The 21,495-nt window shown below is 72.0% G+C and carries 21 protein-coding genes and 1 tRNA gene; 14 read left to right on the plus strand and 8 right to left on the minus strand.

What is annotated here, in order from left to right:
- The first annotated feature begins 74 nt into the window (after positions 1-74).
- The 4 genes from HA039_RS22165 to rdgB all read left to right on the plus strand — a co-directional run bounded on the left by HA039_RS22165 (position 75) and on the right by rdgB (position 2,268).
- The gene (locus HA039_RS22165) at positions 75-308 is read left to right on the plus strand and encodes a PTS sugar transporter subunit IIB (protein WP_167032678.1); all 234 of its coding nucleotides are present in this window, start codon (positions 75-77) and stop codon (positions 306-308) included.
- A gap of 88 nt (positions 309-396) precedes the next feature.
- The gene (rph, locus tag HA039_RS22170; protein ID WP_167032680.1) at positions 397-1,134 is read left to right on the plus strand and encodes a ribonuclease PH; all 738 of its coding nucleotides are present in this window, start codon (positions 397-399) and stop codon (positions 1,132-1,134) included.
- Between the two features lie 126 nt (positions 1,135-1,260).
- Positions 1,261-1,647, plus strand: coding sequence for a hypothetical protein (locus HA039_RS22175; RefSeq protein ID WP_167032682.1), 387 nt, complete (start codon positions 1,261-1,263; stop codon positions 1,645-1,647).
- 18 nt (positions 1,648-1,665) lie between these two features.
- The gene (gene rdgB / locus HA039_RS22180; RefSeq protein WP_167032684.1) at positions 1,666-2,268 is read left to right on the plus strand and encodes an RdgB/HAM1 family non-canonical purine NTP pyrophosphatase; all 603 of its coding nucleotides are present in this window, start codon (positions 1,666-1,668) and stop codon (positions 2,266-2,268) included.
- A gap of 56 nt (positions 2,269-2,324) precedes the next feature.
- Here the strand turns inward: rdgB and HA039_RS22185 are convergent.
- Both HA039_RS22185 and HA039_RS22190 read right to left on the minus strand, forming a co-directional pair.
- A tRNA-Leu gene (locus tag HA039_RS22185) sits at positions 2,325-2,408 on the minus strand.
- 54 nt (positions 2,409-2,462) lie between these two features.
- A complete protein-coding gene (locus HA039_RS22190; RefSeq protein WP_341830032.1) occupies positions 2,463-2,834 on the minus strand; it encodes an HNH endonuclease in 372 nt (123 codons plus the stop codon).
- A 245-nt stretch (positions 2,835-3,079) separates the two neighbouring features.
- Between HA039_RS22190 and HA039_RS22195 the strand changes: the two genes are divergently transcribed.
- Positions 3,080-4,039 (plus strand): lysozyme family protein, encoded by a 960-nt coding sequence (locus tag HA039_RS22195; protein WP_167032688.1) that lies wholly within the window; start codon positions 3,080-3,082, stop codon positions 4,037-4,039.
- Positions 4,040-4,130: 91 nt separating this feature from the next.
- Here the strand turns inward: HA039_RS22195 and HA039_RS22200 are convergent, their stop codons facing one another.
- Entirely contained in the window at positions 4,131-5,138 is a 1,008-nt protein-coding gene (locus tag HA039_RS22200) for a GntR family transcriptional regulator (RefSeq protein WP_167032690.1), read from the minus strand.
- Between the two features lie 206 nt (positions 5,139-5,344).
- Between HA039_RS22200 and HA039_RS22205 the strand changes: the two genes are divergently transcribed.
- Complete coding sequence (locus tag HA039_RS22205; protein WP_167032692.1) at positions 5,345-6,451, plus strand: FAD-dependent monooxygenase; 1,107 nt, start codon at positions 5,345-5,347, stop codon at positions 6,449-6,451.
- 93 nt (positions 6,452-6,544) lie between these two features.
- Here HA039_RS22205 and bcp read toward each other — a convergent pair whose 3' ends face one another.
- Positions 6,545-7,012, minus strand: a complete 468-nt coding sequence (gene bcp / locus HA039_RS22210) for a thioredoxin-dependent thiol peroxidase (protein ID WP_167032694.1) — start codon at positions 7,010-7,012, stop codon at positions 6,545-6,547.
- A gap of 222 nt (positions 7,013-7,234) precedes the next feature.
- On the opposite strand from bcp, the gene HA039_RS22215 reads away from it, so the two are divergent.
- Both HA039_RS22215 and HA039_RS22220 read left to right on the plus strand, forming a co-directional pair.
- On the plus strand, positions 7,235-7,555 hold the full coding sequence (locus HA039_RS22215) for a DUF3618 domain-containing protein (protein ID WP_167032696.1): 321 nt from the start codon (positions 7,235-7,237) through the stop codon (positions 7,553-7,555).
- A 112-nt stretch (positions 7,556-7,667) separates the two neighbouring features.
- Entirely contained in the window at positions 7,668-7,970 is a 303-nt protein-coding gene (locus HA039_RS22220; RefSeq protein ID WP_161309485.1) for a GroES family chaperonin, read from the plus strand.
- 42 nt (positions 7,971-8,012) lie between these two features.
- On the opposite strand, the gene HA039_RS22225 is transcribed toward HA039_RS22220, so the two are convergent.
- Complete coding sequence (locus HA039_RS22225; RefSeq protein WP_167032698.1) at positions 8,013-10,463, minus strand: transglycosylase domain-containing protein; 2,451 nt, start codon at positions 10,461-10,463, stop codon at positions 8,013-8,015.
- Between the two features lie 261 nt (positions 10,464-10,724).
- On the opposite strand from HA039_RS22225, the gene HA039_RS22230 reads away from it, so the two are divergent.
- From HA039_RS22230 to HA039_RS22245, 4 genes are all read left to right on the plus strand, one after another.
- Positions 10,725-11,525 carry an ABC transporter permease gene (locus HA039_RS22230; protein WP_167032700.1) on the plus strand — a complete coding sequence of 267 codons (801 nt, stop codon included), beginning with the start codon at positions 10,725-10,727 and terminating at the stop codon, positions 11,523-11,525.
- A gap of 94 nt (positions 11,526-11,619) precedes the next feature.
- Positions 11,620-12,450, plus strand: coding sequence for an ABC transporter permease (locus tag HA039_RS22235; protein ID WP_243870211.1), 831 nt, complete (start codon positions 11,620-11,622; stop codon positions 12,448-12,450).
- A gap of 99 nt (positions 12,451-12,549) precedes the next feature.
- Entirely contained in the window at positions 12,550-13,575 is a 1,026-nt protein-coding gene (locus HA039_RS22240; RefSeq protein ID WP_208298830.1) for an ABC transporter ATP-binding protein, read from the plus strand.
- A 9-nt stretch (positions 13,576-13,584) separates the two neighbouring features.
- Positions 13,585-14,289 carry a DUF1707 SHOCT-like domain-containing protein gene (locus HA039_RS22245; protein ID WP_167032702.1) on the plus strand — a complete coding sequence of 235 codons (705 nt, stop codon included), beginning with the start codon at positions 13,585-13,587 and terminating at the stop codon, positions 14,287-14,289.
- Between the two features lie 34 nt (positions 14,290-14,323).
- On the opposite strand, the gene HA039_RS22250 is transcribed toward HA039_RS22245, so the two are convergent.
- On the minus strand, positions 14,324-15,706 hold the full coding sequence (locus HA039_RS22250) for an SGNH/GDSL hydrolase family protein (RefSeq protein ID WP_167032704.1): 1,383 nt from the start codon (positions 15,704-15,706) through the stop codon (positions 14,324-14,326).
- Positions 15,707-15,872: 166 nt separating this feature from the next.
- On the opposite strand from HA039_RS22250, the gene HA039_RS22255 reads away from it, so the two are divergent.
- The gene (locus HA039_RS22255) at positions 15,873-17,255 is read left to right on the plus strand and encodes a DUF445 domain-containing protein (RefSeq protein ID WP_167032706.1); all 1,383 of its coding nucleotides are present in this window, start codon (positions 15,873-15,875) and stop codon (positions 17,253-17,255) included.
- 75 nt (positions 17,256-17,330) lie between these two features.
- Here HA039_RS22255 and HA039_RS22260 read toward each other — a convergent pair whose 3' ends face one another.
- Both HA039_RS22260 and HA039_RS22265 read right to left on the minus strand, forming a co-directional pair.
- Entirely contained in the window at positions 17,331-19,826 is a 2,496-nt protein-coding gene (locus HA039_RS22260) for a SpoIIE family protein phosphatase (RefSeq protein WP_167032708.1), read from the minus strand.
- A 179-nt stretch (positions 19,827-20,005) separates the two neighbouring features.
- Positions 20,006-20,323 carry a hypothetical protein gene (locus tag HA039_RS22265; protein ID WP_167032710.1) on the minus strand — a complete coding sequence of 106 codons (318 nt, stop codon included), beginning with the start codon at positions 20,321-20,323 and terminating at the stop codon, positions 20,006-20,008.
- Between the two features lie 161 nt (positions 20,324-20,484).
- On the opposite strand from HA039_RS22265, the gene HA039_RS22270 reads away from it, so the two are divergent.
- Positions 20,485-21,468, plus strand: coding sequence for a hypothetical protein (locus HA039_RS22270; protein ID WP_167032712.1), 984 nt, complete (start codon positions 20,485-20,487; stop codon positions 21,466-21,468).
- The last annotated feature ends 27 nt before the right edge of the window (positions 21,469-21,495 follow it).

The raw sequence follows: 21,495 nt of genomic DNA on the forward strand, positions 1-21,495 counted from the left end.
CAACCGTGCGTTACCGTGACAAAACGCTCTAGGGCTTGTCGTTCCGGAGCTTTCCGAGAGTCAGGGAGAACACCATGGCCACCAAGGCTGAGAAGATCGTCGCCGGACTCGGCGGGCTCGCGAACATCGAAGAGGTCGAAGGCTGCATCACCCGCCTCCGCACCGAGGTCGTCGACCCCTCCCTCGTCGACGAAAAGGCACTCAAGGCCGCCGGCGCCCACGGCGTCGTCAAGATGGGTACCGCGATCCAGGTCGTCATCGGCACCGACGCCGACCCCATCGCCGCCGACATCGAAGACATGATGTGACCACCACCTGACCCCCGGGGCCCGTACCACGACCGCCGTCCCCACCGGCCGTACGGGCCCCACAGGCCTCCCCACTAAACTCACCGCCATGTCTCGCATCGACGGCCGCACCCCCGAACAGCTCCGCCCCGTCACCATCGAACGCGGATGGAGCAAGCACGCAGAGGGCTCCGTCCTCGTCTCCTTCGGCGACACCAAGGTCCTCTGCACCGCCTCCTTCACCGAAGGCGTCCCCCGCTGGCGCAAAGGCAGCGGGGAAGGCTGGGTCACCGGCGAGTACTCGATGCTGCCCCGCGCCACCAACACCCGCGGCGACCGCGAATCCGTACGCGGCAAGATCGGCGGCCGCACCCACGAGATCAGCCGGCTCATCGGCCGCTCCCTGCGCGCCGTCATCGACTACAAGGCCCTCGGCGAGAACACCGTCGTCCTCGACTGCGACGTCCTCCAGGCCGACGGCGGCACCCGCACCGCCGCCATCACCGGCGCCTACGTCGCCCTCGCCGACGCCGTCACCTGGGCCCAGGGCAAGAAGATCGTGAAAGCCGGACGCAAACCCCTCGTCGGCACCGTCGCCGCCGTCAGCGTCGGCATCGTCGACGGCACACCGCTCCTCGACCTCCGCTACGAGGAAGACGTCCGCGCCGACACCGACATGAACGTCGTCTGCACCGGCGACGGCCGCTTCGTCGAGATCCAGGGCACCGCCGAGGCCGAACCGTTCGACCGCAAGGAACTCAACACCCTCCTCGACCTCGCGACCGCGGGCTGCGCCGACCTCGCCACGATCCAGCGCGCGGCGCTGGAGGGGACACTCGGCGCCTGACGACCGGGCCGGCCACCGGGTAAAGACGCAACCAAGGATCCCCCCAGGGCGTCTCTACGCGCACGGGCGTACGGGCCGAACCGTACGCCCGTCCGCACACCACTTCACATCCCTGGGGGAACCGCGATGGGCCCGCGCCACCGCCGCACCGCACTCGCCGCCGCAGCCGCCATGCTCACCGTCAGCGCGGTGGCCGGATGCGGCGCACTCGACAAGGCACTCGACTGCGTCCAGACCGCCGAGGCCATCAGCGACAGCGTCGGCAACCTCCAGCAGGCGATATCCGACGCGGGCGACGACCCGCTGAAGATCGACGACGCGCTCCGCGGCATCGACAACGAACTCGACAACCTCAACGACACGACGGACAACGCCGACCTCAGCAAGGCCGTCGACCAACTGTCCGACGGCGTCGACAACGTCCGCACGGCGGTCAAGGACGGCGACAACAGCCCCGACCTCACGCCGATCACGGACGCGGCGACGGAGATAGGCAAGATCTGCACACCCTGAGCGCCTGATACTGGGTGCATGACCCGCCTGATCCTCGCCACCCGCAACGCCGGGAAGCTCACCGAACTCAAGGCCATCCTCGCCGACGCCGGCCTGCCCCACGACCTCGTCGGCGCGGACGCCTACCCCGACGTCCCCGACGTCAAGGAGACCGGCGTCACCTTCGCCGAGAACGCCCTCCTCAAGGCCCACGCCCTCGCCGACGCGACCGGCCTCCCCGCGGTCGCCGACGACTCGGGCCTCTGCGTGGACGTGCTCGGCGGCGCCCCCGGCATCTTCTCGGCCCGCTGGTCGGGCACCCACGGCGACGACGCCGCGAACCTCGCCCTGCTGCTGGCCCAGCTCGCCGACATCGCCCCCGAACACCGCTCGGCCCACTTCGCGTGCGCGGCGGCCCTGGCCCTCCCGGACGGCACGGAACGCGTGGTCGAGGGCCGCCTCCTGGGCACCCTCCGCACCACCCCCGCGGGCACGAACGGCTTCGGCTACGACCCGATCCTCCAGCCGAACGGCGAAACGAGGACGTGCGCGGAGCTGTCCCCCCAGGAGAAGAACGCGATCAGCCACCGGGGGAAGGCGTTCCGGGCGCTGGCGCCGGTGGTGGGGGAGCTGCTGGGCTGAAGCGGAACGAGGAAACGGCCTGCGCATCGATCCTTCGATTCGCAGGCCGTTCGCTGTGCGGCGGAAGGGATTCGAACCCTCAAGCCCTTTCACAGGCCACAGATCCTAAGTCTGCTGCGTCGCCGTTGCGCCACCGCCGCTAGCCGCCTGCCATCGTACCGGGCAGGCGGCTGAGGTGGTTCCGAGCGGGTCGGCTAGGGCGTACGGCGTCGAGCGCCTCCCCGGCACCATGTCGGGGTGACGGCGTGGCAGTTGGGGTACAGGAGCCGCAGGTTTTCCCGCCGGTTGTCGCTCCAGTCGCCGTTGACGTGGTCGACCTCCAGGGGGAGGGGGCGCCCGCGCCAGACGGTTCCGCAGCCGCAGAGCGCGCAGCTCTCCTCCCGTCCCAGGTCCACCATTGCCCGCTTGAGCAGTGAGCTGGGCGTACGGCGCGCGTGGGCCTCGTCCGTGAGGACCAGTATCTCCTCAGCGGACCGGCGATTCCGGTTCATGCGCATCCGCGCGGTGCGTACCCGCGGCGTGAAGTGGGAGGTGTCGACGCCCAGCCTCGTGAGCGCCTCCGACATCGTTCTCGACGAGCTTGCCGCCTCCGTGAGGCGGGTTCGTGTGTACGGGCTTGGTGGCATGGGGGTGGGTCCTCCGGTCCGTGCGTGCGTTCGTGCTTCGTACGGGACAACGAACCGGATATCGGGTGGTTACGTCCGATAAACGGAATGGAGGGTGCCGCGGAATCCCCACTCTTCTGGGATAGCGCCGGATCCCACGCCTCCTTGATCATGACCGCACCCCCCCGGTCGCCAGAGGAGAACCTGTGTTCCGCCGAAGATCGTCCGCTTCCCGCCCGCTCGCGAGCCTCTTGGCCGCGGCCGCCGTCGCGCTCCCGCTGCTCCTGACCCCCGTCCCCGCCTTCGCCGCGGACCTGCCCAAGTGCGTCACCCAGGGGCCCAGGCAGGTGGGCACGCTCGACCCGAACGACCCCGGGGCGCCGGCGCCCGACGAGGGTCCGCAGATGGACCGCGACCAGATGCTGTCCTTCGTGGCGGGCGGTGAGACCCCCTACGGCCTGGACGGCAATCCGCACGTCTACACGAACGCGCAGGGCCGCCTCGCCGTGGGAATCGGCTTCGAGCTCGACGCCCCGGACGCGCGGAGGCTGATCGAGTCCGTCGACGCGGACTACGACGCGATTCGGTCGGGGTCGAAGGTTCTGACGCCCTTCCAGATCCGCGTCCTGTTCGACGTCGAGATCACCGCCGCCGAGACCTATCTCCGGGCCCGCCTCCCGTCCCTGGACTCGCTCTCCGGAAACCGGAGGGCGGCGCTGATGGACGTGATGTTCGACGCCGGCCCCGACCGGTTCGACGACCTGGAGTTCCAGGCGATGATCAACGCGGTCTCGCAGGGCCAGTACAGCGCGGCCGCCATGCAGCTCAAGAGGTCGGAATGGGCCAGGGAGGCAAGCTTCCGTGCCAAGTACGACGCGGACCTGCTGACCTCCGCGATCCTGTGCTACGTCCCGGTTCCCTCGACACCCAACTGGTTCCCCAAGCGCGACCCGCTCGTCGACGAGCGGATCAAGGCGCTCACCAACGGGGCCGCGTACGTCACCGGGATGATCGAGAGCGGTGGCCACACCAGCCCCACGTACTTCCAGAGGTACTTCAAGTCGGAGCAGACGTGCGAGGCGACGTTCAGCGTCGAGACGCACGGGACGTCCGTCGATCTTGTCATCAACATCGAATGCCGCTCCAGCGCGAGCCCGACCCGCTAGCTTCGCGGGACGTGAACGCGTAGGGCGTGACGCCGGTCCGGTCGTGGTCAGGTCTCCACGGCCGGGCCGGCGCCGTCGCGACAGCCGTTGCTCAGGTGCGGGCCTCCACGATCCCCGCGATCCCGTCCAGCAGCGGCCGCAGGCCGAACTCCAGCAGGGCGTCCAGGTCCAGGTCGTAGTGGTCGCCCAGGCCCGTGATCACCCGGGTCACCGCCGGGTAGCGGGGGGACGTGAGGATCCGGTTCATCGCGGCCGCCTGGCCGTCCAGCCACTCGTCCTCCGTCAGGCCCGTCGACGCCGCCGCCTGCGCCTCTCGTTCCAGATTGACCGCGAGGCCCTGGACGTAGCTGTACAGCAGCACGTGCAGGTCGAACATCGTCACCGGGTCCAGGCCGTGGCCCTCCAGCGCGCTCAGCATCCACTCCGCGTGGACCATCAGGTTCGGCAGCATCAAGGGCCGGGTGAGCGGGTGGAGTTGCGCCAGCCACGGGTGCTTGCGGTAGAGCCGCCACAGCGTCCTCGTGCCCAGTTCCACCCGCCCCCGCCAGTCGTCCGGGACGTCCGCCGCGTCGGGGTACTCCGCCTCGCCGAACGCCGCGTCCGCCATCAGCAGGACCAGGTCCTCCTTGCTGTCGACGTACCGGTACGGGGACATCGCCGCCACCCCGAGCCGTGCGGCGACCCCGCGCATGGAGAGCGCGGCGAGCCCCTCCGCGTCGGCGATCTCCACGGCCGCCTCCACGATCCGCTCCTGGGTGAGGAGGTCGTGGGACTCCGTCTCCTGGCGGCGCCCATTGCGTGGCGATTCCCCGAGCGGTGGTTCCGTGCGCCGCTCCTTTCCGCCGCCCGCCCGTCCCGGTCCGGCCGCCACCACCGTCCCCACCCGGGGGCGCGCCTCCACCAGTCCGTCCCGGCTCAGCCGGGTCAGCGCCTTGGTCGCCGTGGCCAGCGCCACACCCCACTCGCGCGCGATCTGCCGCGTCGACGGCACCCGGTCGCCTGGGGCGAGTTCGCCCTCCGCGATGCGCCGCCGGATGTCCGCCACGATCCGCAGGTACGGGGGCGGGGGAGGGGATGGCGGCGGGGTGGTCCTGGGCATCGGCTTCCTTCGTTCGTTTCCCCGGATCGGAATCTTTTTCGCGGGCTCCTGGATCTGTACTAGTGCAGGGATCAGCTGGAGCGACGCGTCGCCGGGTGCCTGTTCGCGCCCCCTGATCTAGTGCAGAAGCCCCAAACTACCAGTTGGCAGCGGTGTTCGTACGCCGTACATTCACCTGTGTACACCGTACGAAAGGGGCTTCCAGCATGAAGACCGTACTGATCTCCGGCGGCGGCATCGCCGGTTCCGCGCTCGCCCACCAACTGCTCCGCCGCGGCTTCGCGCCCACCGTCGTGGAGCGCGCCGCCGGGCCCCGTCGTGGGGGCCAGGCGATCGACGTCCGCGGGGCCGCCCTCGACGTCGTCGGGCGGATGGGCCTGCTGGAGCGGGCGCGTGGACTCCGTACCCGTATCCGGGGCATGTCGGTCCTCGACGCCGACGGCAACGAGATCCACCGTTCCACCGAAGTCGCCTACAGCAGCGGCCGGTTGGACGGCGAGGACATCGAACTCCTCCTGGAGGACCTGGTGTCACTGCTCCACGAGCACGCCGGGGCCGAGGTCACGTACCTCTTCGGCGACACCGTCACCGCGCTCACCGAGCAACCGGACGGCGTACGGGCCGACTTCGCGCACGCGCCGTCCCGCGTCTTCGATCTGGTCGTGGGGGCGGACGGCCTGCATTCGACCGTACGGCGGCTCGTCTTCGGCCCGGAGGAGCGGTACGCGCACCACCTGGGCACGTACCTCTCGGTCTTCGGCGCCGACAACTTCCTCGGCCTCGACCAGTGGCAGGTGTGGCTCCAGGACGGTGACAACGGCTTCGGGATCATGCCCGTGCGCGACAGCACCGAGCTGCGGATCGCCTTCGGCTTCCGGTCGGAGCCGTTCGGCGGCGACCGGGATCCCGAGCGCTTCCGGAAGATCGTCGTCGACCGGCTCGCCGGCCTGCGCTGGCAGGCGGCCGGGCTCACGAAGGCCGCGGCCGACGCGCCCGACTTCTACTGCGACGCGATGGCCCAGATCCGGATGGACCGCTGGTCGCGCGGCAGGGTCGTCCTGCTCGGGGACGCCGGGTACTGCGCGTCCCCGCTGTCCGGCCAGGGCACGAGCATGGCGCTGGTCGGCGCCCACGTCCTCGCCGAGGAGCTCGGCCGGGCGGACGGGGGCGGCGGGTACGAGGGCGCCTTCGCGCGGTACGAGGACCGGATGCGGCCCTTCGTCACGCTCAACCAGGCCCTCGCCACGGAGAACCCCGGCGGCCCGGCCTCCGAGGAGTCGGTCGCCCGTGCCAAGAACGCGATCGAGCTGTAGCCGTGCGGGGCGCACCACCGGCGCGCACCACCGGGGTCCCTCCGGGGGGAGGGACCCCGGTGGCAAGCGGCCGCAAGATCCGAAAGAGACGGACTAGACGCCCAGGTCCTTGATGATCTTGGCCACATGGCCCGTCGCCCGGACGTTGTACAGCGCCTGCTCGACCTTGCCGTCCTCGTCCACGATCACCGTCGACCGGATCACGCCGGTCACGGTCTTCCCGTACAGCTTCTTCTCGCCGAAGGCGCCGTACGCCGTCAGGACGGCCTTGTCGGGGTCCGCGACCAGCGTGACCCGCAGGTTCTCCTTCTCCCGGAACTGCGCCAGCTTCTCCGGCTTGTCCGGCGACACGCCGATGACGTCGTAACCGGCGCCCGCCAGCAGGTCCAGGTTGTCGGTGAAGTCGCAGGCCTGCTTGGTGCAGCCCGTCGTCATGGCCGCCGGGTAGAAGTACACGATGACCTTGCGGCCCTTGTGGTCACCGAGGGAGACGTCGTTGCCGTCCGCGTCGGGCAGGGTGAAGGCGGGGGCGGTGTCGCCCGGCTGAAGTCGCTCACTCATGGTTCTGGTTCTCCTCGGTGGAGGTCTCGCCCGGTTCCGGGGTACCCGCGGTGGGGCGCACGCCGGCCCCGGGCGTACGGAGGTACGTGCCCGAGGGTAATGCGGCCGGGCCCGATAGGGGGTGCCGCCGGGTGCGCGGGCCGTTGAACTGACAGACTGTCGAGCAGGTACGGACAGAAGTACTGACGAAGGATTACCGGACACGACGACGGAGGCAGCGCGGTGTCGGATTCCAGGACCCCGGCGCAGATCGAGGCGGACATCGTCCGCCGGCGCGGGCAGCTTGCCGAGACGCTCGACGAGATCGGGGTGCGGGTGCACCCGAAGACGATCGTCGGTGACGCGAAGGCCAAGGTGGCCTCCAGTGTGGACCAGACGGCCGGACGGGCGTTCGTCGCCGTGAACAGGGCGGTCGCGGGTGTGCGGGCGCAGTTCGTCGGCATGGACGGCGCGCCGCGGCTGGAGCGGGTGGTGCCGGTGGCGCTGCTCGCGGTGGGGGTCGTGGGGTTGTACGCGGTGTCGGCGCGCCGTCGCCGGGGCTGACCCGGCGGCGAGGGGCGCGGCGGTGGCCGCGCCCCTGTGGCGGGGGGTGGCCGTGCGGGCAGGTAGGTTCTGGGGCGTGAGCGAGAACACCGACGACAAGCTGCCCATCCGCATGCTCCACGACCGGGTGCTGGTGAGCACGGACATCGCGGAGGGCGAGCGGCGTTCCTCCGGCGGCATCCTGATTCCCGCGACGGCCGCGGTCGGCCGGCGGCTGGCCTGGGCCGAGGTGGTCGCAGTGGGGCAGAGCGTGCGGACGGTGAAGCCGGGGGACCGGGTGCTGTACGACCCCGAGGACCGCGGCGAGGTCGAGGTGCGCGGGGTGGCGTACGTGCTGATGCGGGAGCGCGACCTGCACGCGGTGGCGGCGGACCGCTTCGAGGGCTCCGAGGATTCGACCGGGCTCTACCTGTAGCCCGGCGCCCCTACCGCCCCGCCCGCCTTACCGCCCCCGCCCCTACCGTCCCACCCCCGGGAACGACGGTACGTCCCCGGTCCCGCCCGTCCCGCCGTCCGTCTCGCCCGTGGTCGTGCCGGTCGTGCCGCCCCCGGGTCCGCCGGGTCCGCCGTCCGTCCCCCCGTCGGCCGTACCCCCGCCGGTGTCCGGCCCCCCGGGCCCGTCGCCGGCCGTTCCCGTGGTCCCCGTTCCGGTGCTTGTGCCGGTCCCGCCGTCCGTGCCGCCGGTCGTCGGGCCGCCGGTCGGTTCCTCGGAGGGGCCGCCGTCGCTGGGGGTGCCGGTCTGGCCCTGGTCCTGTCCCGGCGGCCTGCTGCCGTCCTGCGACGGTCCGTCCGTGCCGCCCTGCGTGTCGGAGGGGGACTGGGAGTCCGCGGGGTCGGTCGGTTCGTCCGAGGTCTGCGGGTCGGGTGAGGCGTTCTCGGCGCCGTCCTCCAGTTGCAGGTCGAAGTTCGCCACCGGGGTGCCCTTGAGCGCGGCGGCGGTGTACTGGCCCCAGATCTGCGCGGGCGGCCCGCCGCCGTTGACGCGCGCCAGGCCCAGCGCCCCGTACAGCGGCTTCTGCTTCGCGGTCTCGGGGTCGGCGCCCATGACGGAGACGACGGTGGCGAGGTTCGGGGTGTAGCCCGCGAACCACGCGGCCTTGTCGTCCTCCGCCGTACCCGTCTTGCCCGCGGCGGGGCGGCCCGCGGCCCCTGCGGCGGTGCCGGTGCCGGTGGACACGACGCTGCGCAGCATGGACGTGGTGGTGTCGGCGGCCTCGCGGCTGATGGCGCGCTTCGGGTCCTGGTCGGGCAGGGCGATGTTCGCCCCGTTCTTGCTGACCTTGTCGACCAGCGTGTACGTGCCGTGCCGGCCGTGGTTGGCGAGGGTCGCGTACGCCTCCGCCATGTCCAGGACGCTCGCCGTGGCCGGGCCGAGGGCGATGGAGGGGGAGGCGGTCAGGTCGGGGGTGCGGGAGGGGAGGCCGAGGGAGACGGCGGTCTTCCTGACCGTGGCCGGGCCGACGTCCTCGGCCATCTGGGCGTAGACCGCGTTGACGGACTTGTCGGTGGCGGTCCTGACGGTGATGGGGCCGTAGTCGACGTCGTCCTCGTTGGCGGGGGCGTACCCGGTGGGTCCGTCGGGGCCCTCGACCATCCGCTTGTTGTCGCCGTCATAGATGGTGTTCGGCGTGATGGTCTCGCCGTCCTGGGTCCGCGAGCCGTTCTGGACGGCGGAGGCGAAGACGAAGGGCTTGAAGGTGGAGCCGACCTGGTAGTCCCGGCGGGTCGCGTTGTTGACGTACTGCTTGGTGTAGTCGATGCCGCCGTACATGGCGACGACCTTGCCGGTGGCCGGGTCGACGGAGGCGCCGCCGACGCGCACGTTCTTGTCGGCCGCCCGGTCGGGGTCGAGCTTGGAGGTGACCTGGTCCTTGACGGCCTGGGTGAACGCGTTCTGCTTGCCGCGTTCGAGGGTGGTCGTGATCCGGTAGCCGCCGGTGGCGAGGGTCTTCTCGTCGATGACGTGGTTCGTGATCAGGTAGTCCTTGACGGCCTGGACGATGTAGCCGCGCTGCCCGGAGAGGCCCGCGTCGGTGTTCTTGACCTGGCCGGGGGTGGGGAAGGTGATCGCGGCGCGGTCGGCGGGGCTCAGCCAGTGCTCCTTGACCATGCCGTCGAGGACGTAGTTCCAGCGGGCGACGGCGGCCGGCTTGTTCTCCGGGTGGGCGACGACGTCGAACTCGCTGGGGGCGTTCAGCAGCGAGGCCAGGTACGCGCCCTCGGCGGTGGTGATGTCCTCGATGTCCTTGCCGTAGTACGCCTGGGCGGCGGCCTGGATGCCGTAGGCGTTGCGGCCGAAGTAGCTGGTGTTGAGGTAGCCCTCGAGGATCTGTTCCTTGCTCTCCTCGCGGTTGAGCTTGATCGCGATGAAGAATTCCTTGGCCTTGCGGGTGACGGTCTGTTCCTGGCCGAGGTAGTAGTTCTTCACGTACTGCTGGGTGATCGTGGAGCCGCCCTGGGTGCCCTTGCCGGTCGCGGTGTTCCACGCGGCGCGGACCATGCCCTGCGGGTCGACGGCGGGCTCGTTGTAGAAGCCGCGGTCCTCGGCGGCGAGCACGGCCCGCTGCACGGTCCTGGGCACCTGCGCCAGCTGGACGTTCTCGCGGTTGACGTCCCCGTCCCGGGCGAGCGGGGTGCCGTCCGCGTACAGGTAGACGTTGGACTGCGCGGTCGCGGCGGCGTTGGCGGCGGGGATGTGGACGTAGTGGTAGCCCGCGAGGAAGCCGCCGACGACGAGCAGCGCGAGGAAGAGGAACGTCCCGAGCAGCGTGCGCCAGGTGGGGAACAGGCGGCGCCAGCCGGTGCGCTTGGGCCGCCCGGCCTTCTTGCCCTTCTTCCCCTGCCCGGCCGGTGGGGTGGCCGTGGGGTCCCGTGGGGCCCAGCTCTGCTGCTGTGGCTCGTCGCTCATGTGGATGAAGACTCCTCGGCGGGCGCCGGCGGTTCACTCTCCGGCATAACGGTGTCGTATCAGGCCATTCGTCGCGGAGGCCCAAGAAACGCTGCGCCCATCCATGAAACACGCCAGGGGTGGGAAACGGATCGGCACGGTTTGTGTGGATTGCCACTTCAGGGGACGTGTGGTGCGGGTGGTGCGGGTGGCGCGGCCGAATATCGGTCGCGGTGGCCCGGCCCGGGGGCTAGGGTCGGGCGTTTTGGGGAGGGAGCTTTCGTGCGGCTCTACGCCGTGGTGGCCGCGAGCGGGTTCCGGCGCTATGCGACGTACCGGATCGCCACGTTCGCGGGGATCTTCACCAACACCGTCTTCGGCTTCATTCTCGCGTACACCTATGTCGCGCTCTGGGACGAGCGCCCCGGGCTCGGCGGGTACGACCAGGCGCAGGCCCTCACGTACGTGTGGCTGGGGCAGGCGCTCCTGATGACCTGCGCCGTGATGGGCGGCAGCTTCCAGGACGAGCTGATCGAGCGGATCCGTACCGGCGACGTCGCGATCGACCTCTACCGGCCCGTCGACTTCCAGCTGTGGTGGCTGGCCGGTGACCTGGGGCGGGCGGCCTTCCACCTGCTGGGCCGGGGGGTCGTGCCGGTGGTGTTCGGGGCGCTGGCCTTCGATCTGGCGCTGCCGTCGGATCCGCTGGTCTGGCCGGCCTTCCTGCTGTCCGTGCTGCTCGCGGTGGTGGTCAGTTTCGCGCTCCGCTTCCTGGTGGCGCTCAGCGCGTTCTGGCTGCTGGACGGGGCGGGGGTGGTGCAGATGGCGATGCTGGTGGGGCTGTTCTTCTCCGGGCAACTGCTGCCGCTGACCCTCTTCCCGGGGGCGCTCGGCACGCTGGCCCGGGCACTGCCCTGGTCGTCGATGCTCCAGGTCCCGGCGGACGTCCTCCTCGGCAAGCACACCGGGTGGGGGCTGGTTCAGGCGTACGCGTTCCAGGCGGGGTGGGCGGTGGCGCTGCTGGCGCTGGGGCGGCTGCTCCAGGGCGTGGCGACGAGGAGGGTGGTGGTGCAGGGTGGCTGAGCGGGTGCGGGAGCCCGGGGGGACGGCCGCCGGGGCGGAGCTTCCCGGGGAGCGGTCGGTTCCCCGGGAGCGGTCGGTTCCCCAGGAGCGGTGGATTCCGCGGGAGTCGTGGCGGGTCCGGCTGGGCGGCGGGCTGCGGGCGTACGGGCTGATCGTGGCGATGTGGGTACGGTCCACGATGGCGTACCGCGCGTCCTTCGCCATGACCGCGTTCGGGACGTTCGTCGCGTGCGCCCTGGACTTCGTGGCGATCCTGCTGATGTTCTCCCACGTGGACTCCCTGGGCGGGTACGCGCTGCCCGAGATCGCCTTCCTGTACGGCACGTCCAGTACGGCCTTCGGCCTCGCGGACCTCCTCATCGGCTCGACGGACCGGCTGGGCCGCCGGGTGCGGGACGGCACGCTCGACAGCCTGTTGCTGCGGCCCGTGCCGGTGCTGGCGCAGGTGGCGGCGGACCGCTTCGCGCTGCGCAGGCTGGGGCGGATCCTCCAGGGCGCGCTGGTGCTGGGCTACGCGCTGGTCGCGCTGGACATCGACTGGACGGTCGTCCGGGTGCTGATGGTCCCGATGATGATCGTGAGCGGGGCGGCGATCTTCGCGGCGGTGTTCGTGGCGGGGGCGGCGTTCCAGTTCCTCGCGCAGGACGCCGCCGAGGTGCAGAACGCGTTCACGTACGGCGGGACGACCCTCCTCCAGTACCCGCCCTCGCTGTTCGCGAAGGACCTGGTGCGCGGGGTGACCTTCATGGTGCCGCTGGCCTTCGTCAACTGGTACCCGGCGCTGTACGTGCTCGGCCGCGAGACCCCGCTCGGGCTGCCGGCGGCGGTCGCGTTCCTGCCCCCGGTGGTGGCGGTGGTGTGCTGCGCGGCGGCGGGGGCCGTGTGGCGGACGGGGCTGCGGTCGTACCGCAGCACGGGCAGCTGAGCGCGCTCGCCCGGCCGGCCGATCACGGAACGCGGCCGACTACGGAACTTGGCTGACTACGGAAAGGTGACCGGACCGGTGGACGACGCGGATTTCATCATGCTGGACGGGATCGAGAAGGTCTTCGACGTCCGGCGCAAAGTGGGCCGGTTCCGCAGGGAGCGGCAGCGGGTCCGGGCGGTGGACGGGATCAGCTTCCGGGTGCCGCGCGGCGAGATGGTCGGCTACATCGGCCCGAACGGCGCCGGGAAGTCCACCACCATCAAGATGCTCACCGGCATCCTGACGCCCAGCGGCGGCCGGCTGCGGGTCGCGGGCATCGACCCGTCGCGGGAGCGCACCCGGCTCGCACAGCGCATCGGCGTCGTCTTCGGCCAGCGCACCACGCTGTGGTGGGACCTGCCGCTGATCGACTCGTACCGCCTGATGCACCGCATGTACCGCGTCCCCGACGGGCGGTTCAAGCTGAACCTGGAGCGCTGCGTCGAACTCCTCGACCTGGGCGCGCTGTTGGACGTACCCGTACGGCAACTCTCGCTCGGGCAGCGGATGCGCGGCGACATCGCGGCCGCCCTGCTGCACGACCCCGAGGTGCTCTACCTGGACGAGCCGACGATCGGTCTCGACGTGATCTCCAAGGCGAAGGTCCGTGACTTCCTGAGGCAGTTGAACGCCGAGCGCGGGACGACGGTGCTGCTCACGACCCACGACCTGACCGACATCGAGCAGCTCTGCCGGCGGGTGATGGTGATCGACCACGGCCGGCTGCTGTACGACGGGGCGCTGGCCGGGTTGCACGAGGTGGGCCGGAGCGAGCGGACGCTGGTGGTCGACCTGGAGCGCGAACTGCCGCCGGTGGAGGTGGTGGGGGCGCGGGTGGTGAAGGTGGAGGGGCCGCGGCAGTGGCTGGCGTTCCCGGCGGGGGCGTCGGCGGCGCCGCTGGTGGCGCGGATCGCGGCGGAATACCCGTTGGTGGACCTGTCGGTGCGGGAGCCGGACATCGAGACGGTGATCGCGAAGATGTACGCGGAGCGGTCGGACGAGGAGCCTGGGGAGGCGGGGTCGGAGGAAGCGGGTCGTACTGGCGACCGATTGGGCACTGACGGTTCGCGGCTGCCGAACTAGGCTTGTTCCATGACGAGCGAGCAGCCAGAGACGCGGGCCTCCGACGCCGAGCGCGAGCGGGTCGCGGAGCGCTTGCGGGAGGCCGTGGCCGAGGGGCGCCTCGACATGGACGAGTTCGACGAACGCCTCGGGGCCGCCCTCCGGGCCCGTACCCACGGCGAGTTGACGCCCCTGGTCCGTGACCTCCCCGCCCCCGGGACGACCGCCGACCTGGTGTCCGGAGCCCGGTCCGGCACCGGGGCCGCAGTGGGTGCGGCCGGGGACGCAGGGTGGGCGGACCGGGTCGGCCGCGGGGAGCCGACGTCGACCGGCGGGTTCGCGTTCTGGAGCGGGTTCAGCCGCAAGGGGACCTGGACGGTGGGCCGTTCGTTCACCGGGGTCGTGATCCAGGCGGGCGGCGAGATCGACCTGCGCGAGGCGCGGTTCGCGGACCGTGACGTGGTGATCCGCTGCGTCGCGATCATGGGCGGGATCGACGTGGTCGTACCACCGGGGATGCACGTCCAGGTCAACGGCTTCGGTTTCATGGGCGGGTTCGACCAGGTGGGCGGGGGCGAGGTGGATCCGGGGGCGCCGCGGGTGGTGGTCACCGGGTTCGCGCTGATGGGCGGCGTCGGTGTGAAGCGCAAGCTCAGGGAGGCGGACCGGCTCCGTCTCAAGGAGGAGCGCAAGCGGCTCAAAGTGGAGAAGAAGGCGGAGCGCAAGCAGCTCTGACCCCTGACACCGCCGGGGCCGCCACAACGGGGTTCTACAACTGGGTGGGGCTGCGCGCCTCCAGGACCCCCAGGTCCAGCGTCCGGGCCATCACCCGGTACCCGGCGTCGCTCGGGTGCAGGTGGTCCCCGGAGTCGTACGCCGGGGACAGCCGGTCCGGCGCGTGCGGGTCGCGCAGCGCCCGGTCGAAGTCGACGACGTCGTCGAAGACCCCGCCCGCCCGGATCGCCGCGTTCACCTGTTGGCGCACACGCTCCCCGGCGGTGGTGTAGCCGCTGTACCCGCCGAACGGCGTCAGCGTCGAGCCGATCACCCGCAGGCCGCGGCCGTGCGCCTGGGCGGTGAGCTCCTTCAGCGCGCCGACGATGCGGCCGGGGTCCCGTTCCCGCCCGGCCAGGATGTCGTTGATGCCGAGGTCGACGACCACGGCGCGGACGCCGGCCCGGTCGAGGACGTCGCCACGGAACCGTACGAGACCGCTCTCGCCCTTTCCGCGCCGCACGCCGCTCCCCAGGAGGCGGTTGCCGCCGATGCCCTCGTTGAGCACCCCGATGTGCCGGTCGCGCAGCCGGACGGCGAGGTCGTCGGGCCAGCGGTGGTTCGCACCGGGGCGGGAGCCCACGCCGTCGGTGATCGAGTCGCCGAAGGTGACCACCGCGCCGCGCGCGTCGGCGGCGAGGACGTCGACGGCCGTCAGGTAGCGCCAGTTGGTGGTCCGGCCGGTGTACGCGCGGCCGCCGGTGTCCTCCGTACGGTCGCCGCGTGCCACGTACGAGGTCTGGAGGGCGTAGCGGTGGTACGTCACCGGGCCCCCGGCGGCCGGGGTGTAGACCGTGACCAGCAGGTCGCCGCCGGACGGTACGCGCAGGCGCACCGGGTCGCTGACGACCTGGCCGCCGGGCGGGACGGTCACGGCGGGGGAGCGGCCGAACGTCACGCGCCGCATGGTCCCGGGGACGGCCGCCGCGCCGCCCTCGCCGGGGGTCGTGGCGGCCGCGTCGACCGCGCCGGTGCCTGCCCCTGTTGTCCCTCCGGTCGCGCCGCCGGCGCCGGGGCCGCGCAGGGCGACGGAGGCGTGGCCGATGCGCAGGTCTCCGGTGCCGTACCGGTTGGAGAGGGTGATGCGGACGCTCGTACCGCCGATGCTGGTGTGCACGACGTTGCGCAGGGAGCGGCCGGGGTAGCCGTGCGGCGCGCCCGGCTCGGGGCCGCCCGGCGCTGCGGCCCAGGTGCCCGTCCACGCGCCGGCGGAGGCGGGGGCCGCCCTTCCTACGGAGGTACGGCCCTGAAAGGCACCGGAGCCGTGCCCGGAGCTGGAGCCGTATCCGAACCCGAGGCCGGAGACGGTGGCGGCGCCGACGAGCGCCGCCACCCCTATGAGCGCCCCGAGCAGGGCGGATCCACGAGGTCGTGTCATGGCCCCGGTCTCTCCTCGCGTCTGTGACCCCGTGGGTCCCGTGCGTACGGGACGTGTCCCCGGGGAACTCGATGTGCGCCCCGGGAGTACCACAGGTAGGGACAATGCGTACGGGTCGAATTGTGCACGAGCTGGGGCACGACACGTACGCGGACGGGTGGAGCGGATGGAACGCAGCAACAAGGGGAGAGCGGCCGGACCGGACACGGACGCCGACCGCTCCCCCGGCACGGACGCGGGTCGTTCGCCCGGCCGCCCCGGGGGGCTGTCCGCCGCCGGGCTGCCCGCCTTCTCGTACACCGCCGCGGACGAGGAGAAGCGGCGCGGCGTCCGCCGGATGAAGACCACCGCCAGCGGGCTGCTGCTGCTCGTCGCCGTGATCTACGTCCTCGCGACCTGGGCGAAGAACTCGGGCGTGGACGGCTGGCCGGGTTACGTCGCGGCGGCGGCCGAGGCGGGGATGGTGGGCGCGCTCGCGGACTGGTTCGCGGTGACGGCGCTGTTCCGGCGCCCGCTGGGGCTGCCCATCCCGCACACCGCGATCATCCCGAACAAGAAGGACCAGCTGGGCACCTCCCTCGGCGCGTTCGTCGGGGAGAACTTCCTGTCCGCGGACGTCGTACGGGCCCGGCTGCGGGCCCTCGGCATCGGCGGCCGGCTCGGTTCCTGGCTGGCGGAGCCCTCCCACGCGGACCGGGTGACGGCCGAGCTGTCCACGGCGCTGCGCGGCGCGCTGACCGTGCTGCGGGACTCGGACGTGCAGGCCGTGGTCGGCGAGGCGATCACGCGGCGCGCGGACGCGGCGGAGATCGCCCCGGGGCTGGGCAAGATGCTCGACCGGATCGTGTCGGACGGGGCGCACCACCGGGCCGTGGACCTGATCTGCGCCCGCGCGCACGACTGGCTGGTGGAGCACGGCGACTCGGTCATGGACGCGGTGCAGGGCGGCGCGCCGGGCTGGACGCCGCGGTTCGTGGACCGGCGGATCGGCGACCGCGTGTACCGGGAGCTGCTGCGGTTCGTGACGGAGATGCGGGACATGCCGGGGCACCCGGCGCGGGGCGCGATCGACCGGTTCCTGCGGGACTTCGCGGCCGACCTCCAGTCGGACACGGACACGCGGGCGCGGGTCGAGCGCCTGAAGTCGGATCTGCTGGCCCGCCCGGAGGTGCAGGACATCATCGCCTCGGCGTGGTCCTCCGTACGCGGAATGATCATCTCGGCGGCGAGCGACGACCACAGCGAACTGCGCCTGCGGGCGCGGGCCTCGCTGCTGTCGCTGGGCGCGCGGCTGGCGACGGACGGGCGGCTCCAGGCGAAGGTGGAGGGGTGGGTCGAGGACGCGGCGGGGTATGTCGTGTCGACGTACCGGGGGGAGATCACGTCGCTGATCTCGGACACGGTGAAGAGCTGGGACGCGACGGACACGTCCCGCAAGATCGAGGCGAACATCGGGCGTGACCTTCAGTTCATCCGGATCAACGGGACGGTGGTGGGGGCGCTGGCGGGGCTGGTGATCTACACGGTGTCGCACGCGCTGGGGGCGTGAGGCGGCGGCCGCCTCGTACCGTACGGAATCCGGCGACCGCCGGAGAGCGAGCGACCGGCAGAGGCCTGGTGCCCGTCAGAAGTCGGGGAGCGGCTGCTCGCACCAGATGGTCTTGCCGGTCGTCGTCTGGCGCGTCCCCCAGCTCTGGGTGAGGCCGGCGACGAGCAGCAGCCCGCGGCCGCCCTCGTCCGTCTCCCGGGCGCGCCGCAGGTGGGGCGCGGTGCTGCTGCCGTCCGAGACCTCGCAGATCAGGGTGCGGTCGCGGATCACCCGGAGCCGGATGGGGGGCGCGCCGTGGCGGACGGCGTTGGTGACGAGTTCGCTGGCGACCAGTTCCGTGATGAAGGCCGCCTCGGAGAGCCCCCACGCGTCGAGCTGGTCGACGACCAGCCGCCGGGCGCGTTCGACCTGGGAGGGGTCGGCGGCGATGTCCCAGGTGGCGACCTGGTCGGGGGACAGGGCGCGGGTACGGGCCAGCAGGAGCGCCACGTCGTCGGCGGGGCGCTCGGGGAGGAGGGCTCCGGTGACGATGTCGCACGCCTCCTCCAGGGTCGCGGCGGGGCGGGCGAGGGCCCGGCACAGTTCGGCGATGCCGCGGTCGATGTCGTGTTCGCGGGACTCGATGAGGCCGTCGGTGTAGAGGGCGAGGACGCTGGAGGGTTCCAGTTCCAGTTCGGTGGTCTCGAAGGGGAGGCCGCCGATCCCGAGGGGCGGGCCGATGTGGCCGGAGACCGGTGCGGCCGTCCCGTCGGGGGTGAGGACGACGGGGAGCGGGTGGCCGGCGGTGGCGAAGGTGCAGCGGCGGGAGACGGGGTCGTAGACCGCGTACAGGCAGGTGGCGCCCAGGTCGGCGACGGCCGCCGGGTCGTGGGTCTCCTCGCTGGTCTCCTCGCCGTCGGCGAGCCGGATGACGAGGTCGTCGAGGTGGGTGAGGAGTTCGTCGGGCGGCAGGTCGACGTCGGCCAGGGTACGGACGGCGGTACGCAGCCGTCCCATGGCCGCGGCGGCGTGGAGGCCGTGGCCGACGACGTCGCCGACGACCAGCGCGACGCGGGTGCCCGACAGGGGGATCACGTCGAACCAGTCGCCGCCGACGCCGCCCAGCTCGCCGGTGGGCAGGTAGCGGGAGGCCACCTCCACCGCGGCCTGCTCGGGCAGCCGCTGGGGGAGGAGGCTGCGCTGGAGGGTGAGCGCGGTGGCGCGCTCGCGGGTGTACCGGCGGGCGTTGTCGATGGCCACGGCGCCCTTGGCGGCCAGTTCCTCGGCGAGGGAGACGTCCTCCTCGTCGAACGGCTCCCCCTGGCGTGAGCGCCAGAAGCTGAGCACGCCCATCATGTCGCCCCGGGACAGCATCGGGGCGGTGATGAGCGAGTGGACGCCCTCGTCGAGGATGCGCCCCGCGTACTCGGGGTCCCCGGCCCGCCAGGAGGTCGAGGTCCGCAGGTCAGCCTCGATGTGGCCGAGGCGGGTGCCGAGGCTGCGCGCGTACGGGGTGGAGGGGTCGGGGGTGCGCCGGGTCCCGACGGGGCGGAACGGGTGGTCCTCGCGGATGCCGCCGACCGCCACCCGCTGGAGTTCCTGGGAGGCGCCGGTCTGCGGTGTCTCGCCCTGCACGGGGGTCAGGAGGTCGGCGGTGGCGAAGTCGGCGAACTGCGGTACGACCACCTGGACCAGTTCGCGTGCCGTCCGCTCCACGTCGAGGGTCGTACCGACCGACACGCTGGTGTCGTACAGCAGCCGCAGGCGGCGGCGGGCCGCCTCGGTCCGGGCGCGGCTCTCCTGGAGCGACCGGGCCATGGTGTTGAAGGACGCGCCCAGCGCGCCGATCTCCGCGGGACCGGTGAGCGCCATGCGTACGCCGAGGTCGCCGTCCGCGATCTGCTTGGCGACGGCGGCCGCCCTGCGGGTGGGGCGCACGATGGCGCGTGACTGGTAGACGGTGAAGCCCACGATGAGCAGGATCGACACGCCGAGCCCGGCGGACGCGGCGATCACGGCCCGCTCGGCGTTGGCGTTGGCGGTGTCGGCGCGGGCGTCCAGGAGGTCGCGTTCGGTGGCCATGTAGCGGGTGAAGTCGTCGCGCAGCGCGTCGGCGAGGCGCTTCCCCTCGGCGGTCGCCGCCAGGCTCGACACGGCGGAGTCACCGCGCTGGGCGGCCTTGACCAGCGGAACCGAGTAGTCGTGGATGTACGAGTCGATGCCCCGCGTGATCTCCGCCGCGCGCCGCTTCTGCGCGGGGGTGCTGGCGTGCGACTCGAATTCCCGGGCCTGGGAGGGGAAGGCCTTGCGGGCGGCCTGCCACGGTTGCAGGAACACGCCCTGCTTGGTGATGACGTACCCGCGCTGCCCGGTCTCGAGGTCGACGAGCAGCTGCTCGAACCGCTCCGTCTCGACGATGCCCATGCGGGTCTCCTTGCGGGCGTCGGCGGAGGCGCGCATGCCGTTGATCGCCCACAGCATGAAACCGAAGATCAACCCGATCAGCAGCGCGAGCAGCCCACTCGCCACGACGGTGAGCCGGGTGAGACCCCATCGCAGGTCCTTCCCCTTCCCCGGCACCTGTCTCCTCATGGCCCACATCATGCCTGGATCAACCACTTTATGCCGGTTCAGACGCCGCGTCCGGGGGGCCCGGGCGCGGCCGGGGCGCGGGGGTACGGGCCGCGAGCACCCGGCCCGGCCCGGCGCGCGGGCGCTCGCGGAGGTGGCGGAACGGCTGCGCTTGGGCACCGCCACGGCGTCCTGGGTTTTTACGCGGCTCCAGCACCACCACTGCGCCGGGTTACGACCCAGGAAGCCGTGGCGACCGTACCGGCCACGGTGAAGACAGCGGGCCAGGCGCCGACCTTCTTGGCCAGGGGGTGCGAGGCGCCGAACGCGGCGAGGTAGGCGGCGCTCAGCCCCACCGAAGCCTTCGTCCCGCCCTCCCGGTGCCACTGCCGGGCGGCCACGGCGCCGGCGGCGGCCAGCGCGACCCCGCCGAGGGGTCGCTTCTTGGTCCACCGGGCGACCGCGTACCCACCGACGAGCCCACCGGCCGCCACCACCGCTGCGGGAACCCGAGCCATCACAACCACCCACCCCTACCTCTGCCGTCTCCAACGCACAGAGCCTACGTCGCGAGAAGAACCGACCGCAGGCACCCCGCAACGCAACACAGCACATAACAGATCGTCACAACCCACCCCGAGGAGTTCCCGGCCCCACCACCCCCGGGCAGAGAACCCCCATGCTCCGAACCACCGCCGCGGACCCCGCCATCACCCACCTCGCCCGCACCCAGCAATGCCTGGCGACCTCACGCCAGCTCCGCGCGGCTGGCCTGGCACCGAGCACGACCGCCCGCCGTTGCGCACCGAACGGCCCCTGGCAGCGACTGCTGCCCGGCGTGGTCCTCCTCCAGACAGGAACGCCGGACGCGCGCCAACGGCTCCTGGCGGCGGTGCTGTACGGGGCGAAGGGCCTGACGCCCCTGTCCGGCGGCACGGCCGTACTGACCGGCGAATCGGCACTCGCCCTGTACGGAGTCCCCGGGGCGACCACCCACCGGGCGGCCGTCCTCGTCCCGGCAACCAGAAGCCTGCGGAACACCGCGTACGTCCACGTCCGGCGCACGAGCCGCTGGCCACCGACGCTCCTGGTCGACGGCATCCCGTGCGTACGCCCCGTCCGCGCCGCCTCCGACTTCGCGGCCCACGAACGCTCCCCGGACCGCGTCCGCGCGATCCTCACCGCCACGGTCCAGAAGACCAGCTGCCACCCGGAAGACCTCCGCGCCGAACTCCACGCGTCCCGCGCCCTCCGCAACCCGGCAGCGCGCACCGTCCTGGACGACCTCCGCGCGGGCACCCGCTCCATCGCGGAGGCCCGGGCAAGGGACACCCTCCGCCACACCAACCTCCCCCACCCCCTCTGGAACCCCACCCTCCTCACCCCCAAGGGCACCTTCCTGGCCCGCCCGGACGCCTACTGGCCCCACGCCGGCGTGGCCCTGGAGGTCGACTCGGAGGAGTACCACCTCGGCATCGCCGAATACCGCACCACCCTCCGCAGACGCCTCCGCCTGGAAGCCCACGGAGTAGACGTGATCAGCGCGGCCCCCGCCCTGATCCGCGACCACCCGCAAGAACTACTGGCAGCCCTCACCACCAAACTCCACCAAGCCAAATCCCGCCCCACCCTCCCCAACCTGATCATCAGGCCCTACCTCTGACCCGAGTCGGTCAAGGCCTGACGACCG

Origin of the sequence: Streptomyces liangshanensis, assembly GCF_011694815.1 — a bacterium.
GTDB lineage: Bacteria > Actinomycetota > Actinomycetes > Streptomycetales > Streptomycetaceae > Streptomyces > Streptomyces liangshanensis.

What these genes read in the sequence shown, in the direction of transcription:
- HA039_RS22165 (WP_167032678.1), top strand. Translation starts at nt 75, where the DNA reads ATGGCCACCAAGGCTGAGAAGATCGTCGCCGGACTCGGCGGGCTCGCG.
- rph (WP_167032680.1), top strand. Translation starts at nt 397, where the DNA reads ATGTCTCGCATCGACGGCCGCACCCCCGAACAGCTCCGCCCCGTCACC.
- HA039_RS22175 (WP_167032682.1), top strand. Translation starts at nt 1,261, where the DNA reads ATGGGCCCGCGCCACCGCCGCACCGCACTCGCCGCCGCAGCCGCCATG.
- rdgB (WP_167032684.1), top strand. Translation starts at nt 1,666, where the DNA reads ATGACCCGCCTGATCCTCGCCACCCGCAACGCCGGGAAGCTCACCGAA.
- HA039_RS22190 (WP_341830032.1), bottom strand. Translation starts at nt 2,834, where the DNA reads ATGTCGGAGGCGCTCACGAGGCTGGGCGTCGACACCTCCCACTTCACG.
- HA039_RS22200 (WP_167032690.1), bottom strand. Translation starts at nt 5,138, where the DNA reads ATGCCCAGGACCACCCCGCCGCCATCCCCTCCCCCGCCCCCGTACCTG.
- HA039_RS22205 (WP_167032692.1), top strand. Translation starts at nt 5,345, where the DNA reads ATGAAGACCGTACTGATCTCCGGCGGCGGCATCGCCGGTTCCGCGCTC.
- bcp (WP_167032694.1), bottom strand. Translation starts at nt 7,012, where the DNA reads ATGAGTGAGCGACTTCAGCCGGGCGACACCGCCCCCGCCTTCACCCTG.
- HA039_RS22220 (WP_161309485.1), top strand. Translation starts at nt 7,668, where the DNA reads ATGCTCCACGACCGGGTGCTGGTGAGCACGGACATCGCGGAGGGCGAG.
- HA039_RS22225 (WP_167032698.1), bottom strand. Translation starts at nt 10,463, where the DNA reads ATGAGCGACGAGCCACAGCAGCAGAGCTGGGCCCCACGGGACCCCACG.
- HA039_RS22240 (WP_208298830.1), top strand. Translation starts at nt 12,550, where the DNA reads ATGCTGGACGGGATCGAGAAGGTCTTCGACGTCCGGCGCAAAGTGGGC.
- HA039_RS22245 (WP_167032702.1), top strand. Translation starts at nt 13,585, where the DNA reads ATGACGAGCGAGCAGCCAGAGACGCGGGCCTCCGACGCCGAGCGCGAG.
- HA039_RS22250 (WP_167032704.1), bottom strand. Translation starts at nt 15,706, where the DNA reads ATGACACGACCTCGTGGATCCGCCCTGCTCGGGGCGCTCATAGGGGTG.
- HA039_RS22255 (WP_167032706.1), top strand. Translation starts at nt 15,873, where the DNA reads ATGGAACGCAGCAACAAGGGGAGAGCGGCCGGACCGGACACGGACGCC.
- HA039_RS22260 (WP_167032708.1), bottom strand. Translation starts at nt 19,826, where the DNA reads ATGAGGAGACAGGTGCCGGGGAAGGGGAAGGACCTGCGATGGGGTCTC.
- HA039_RS22265 (WP_167032710.1), bottom strand. Translation starts at nt 20,323, where the DNA reads ATGGCTCGGGTTCCCGCAGCGGTGGTGGCGGCCGGTGGGCTCGTCGGT.
- HA039_RS22270 (WP_167032712.1), top strand. Translation starts at nt 20,485, where the DNA reads ATGCTCCGAACCACCGCCGCGGACCCCGCCATCACCCACCTCGCCCGC.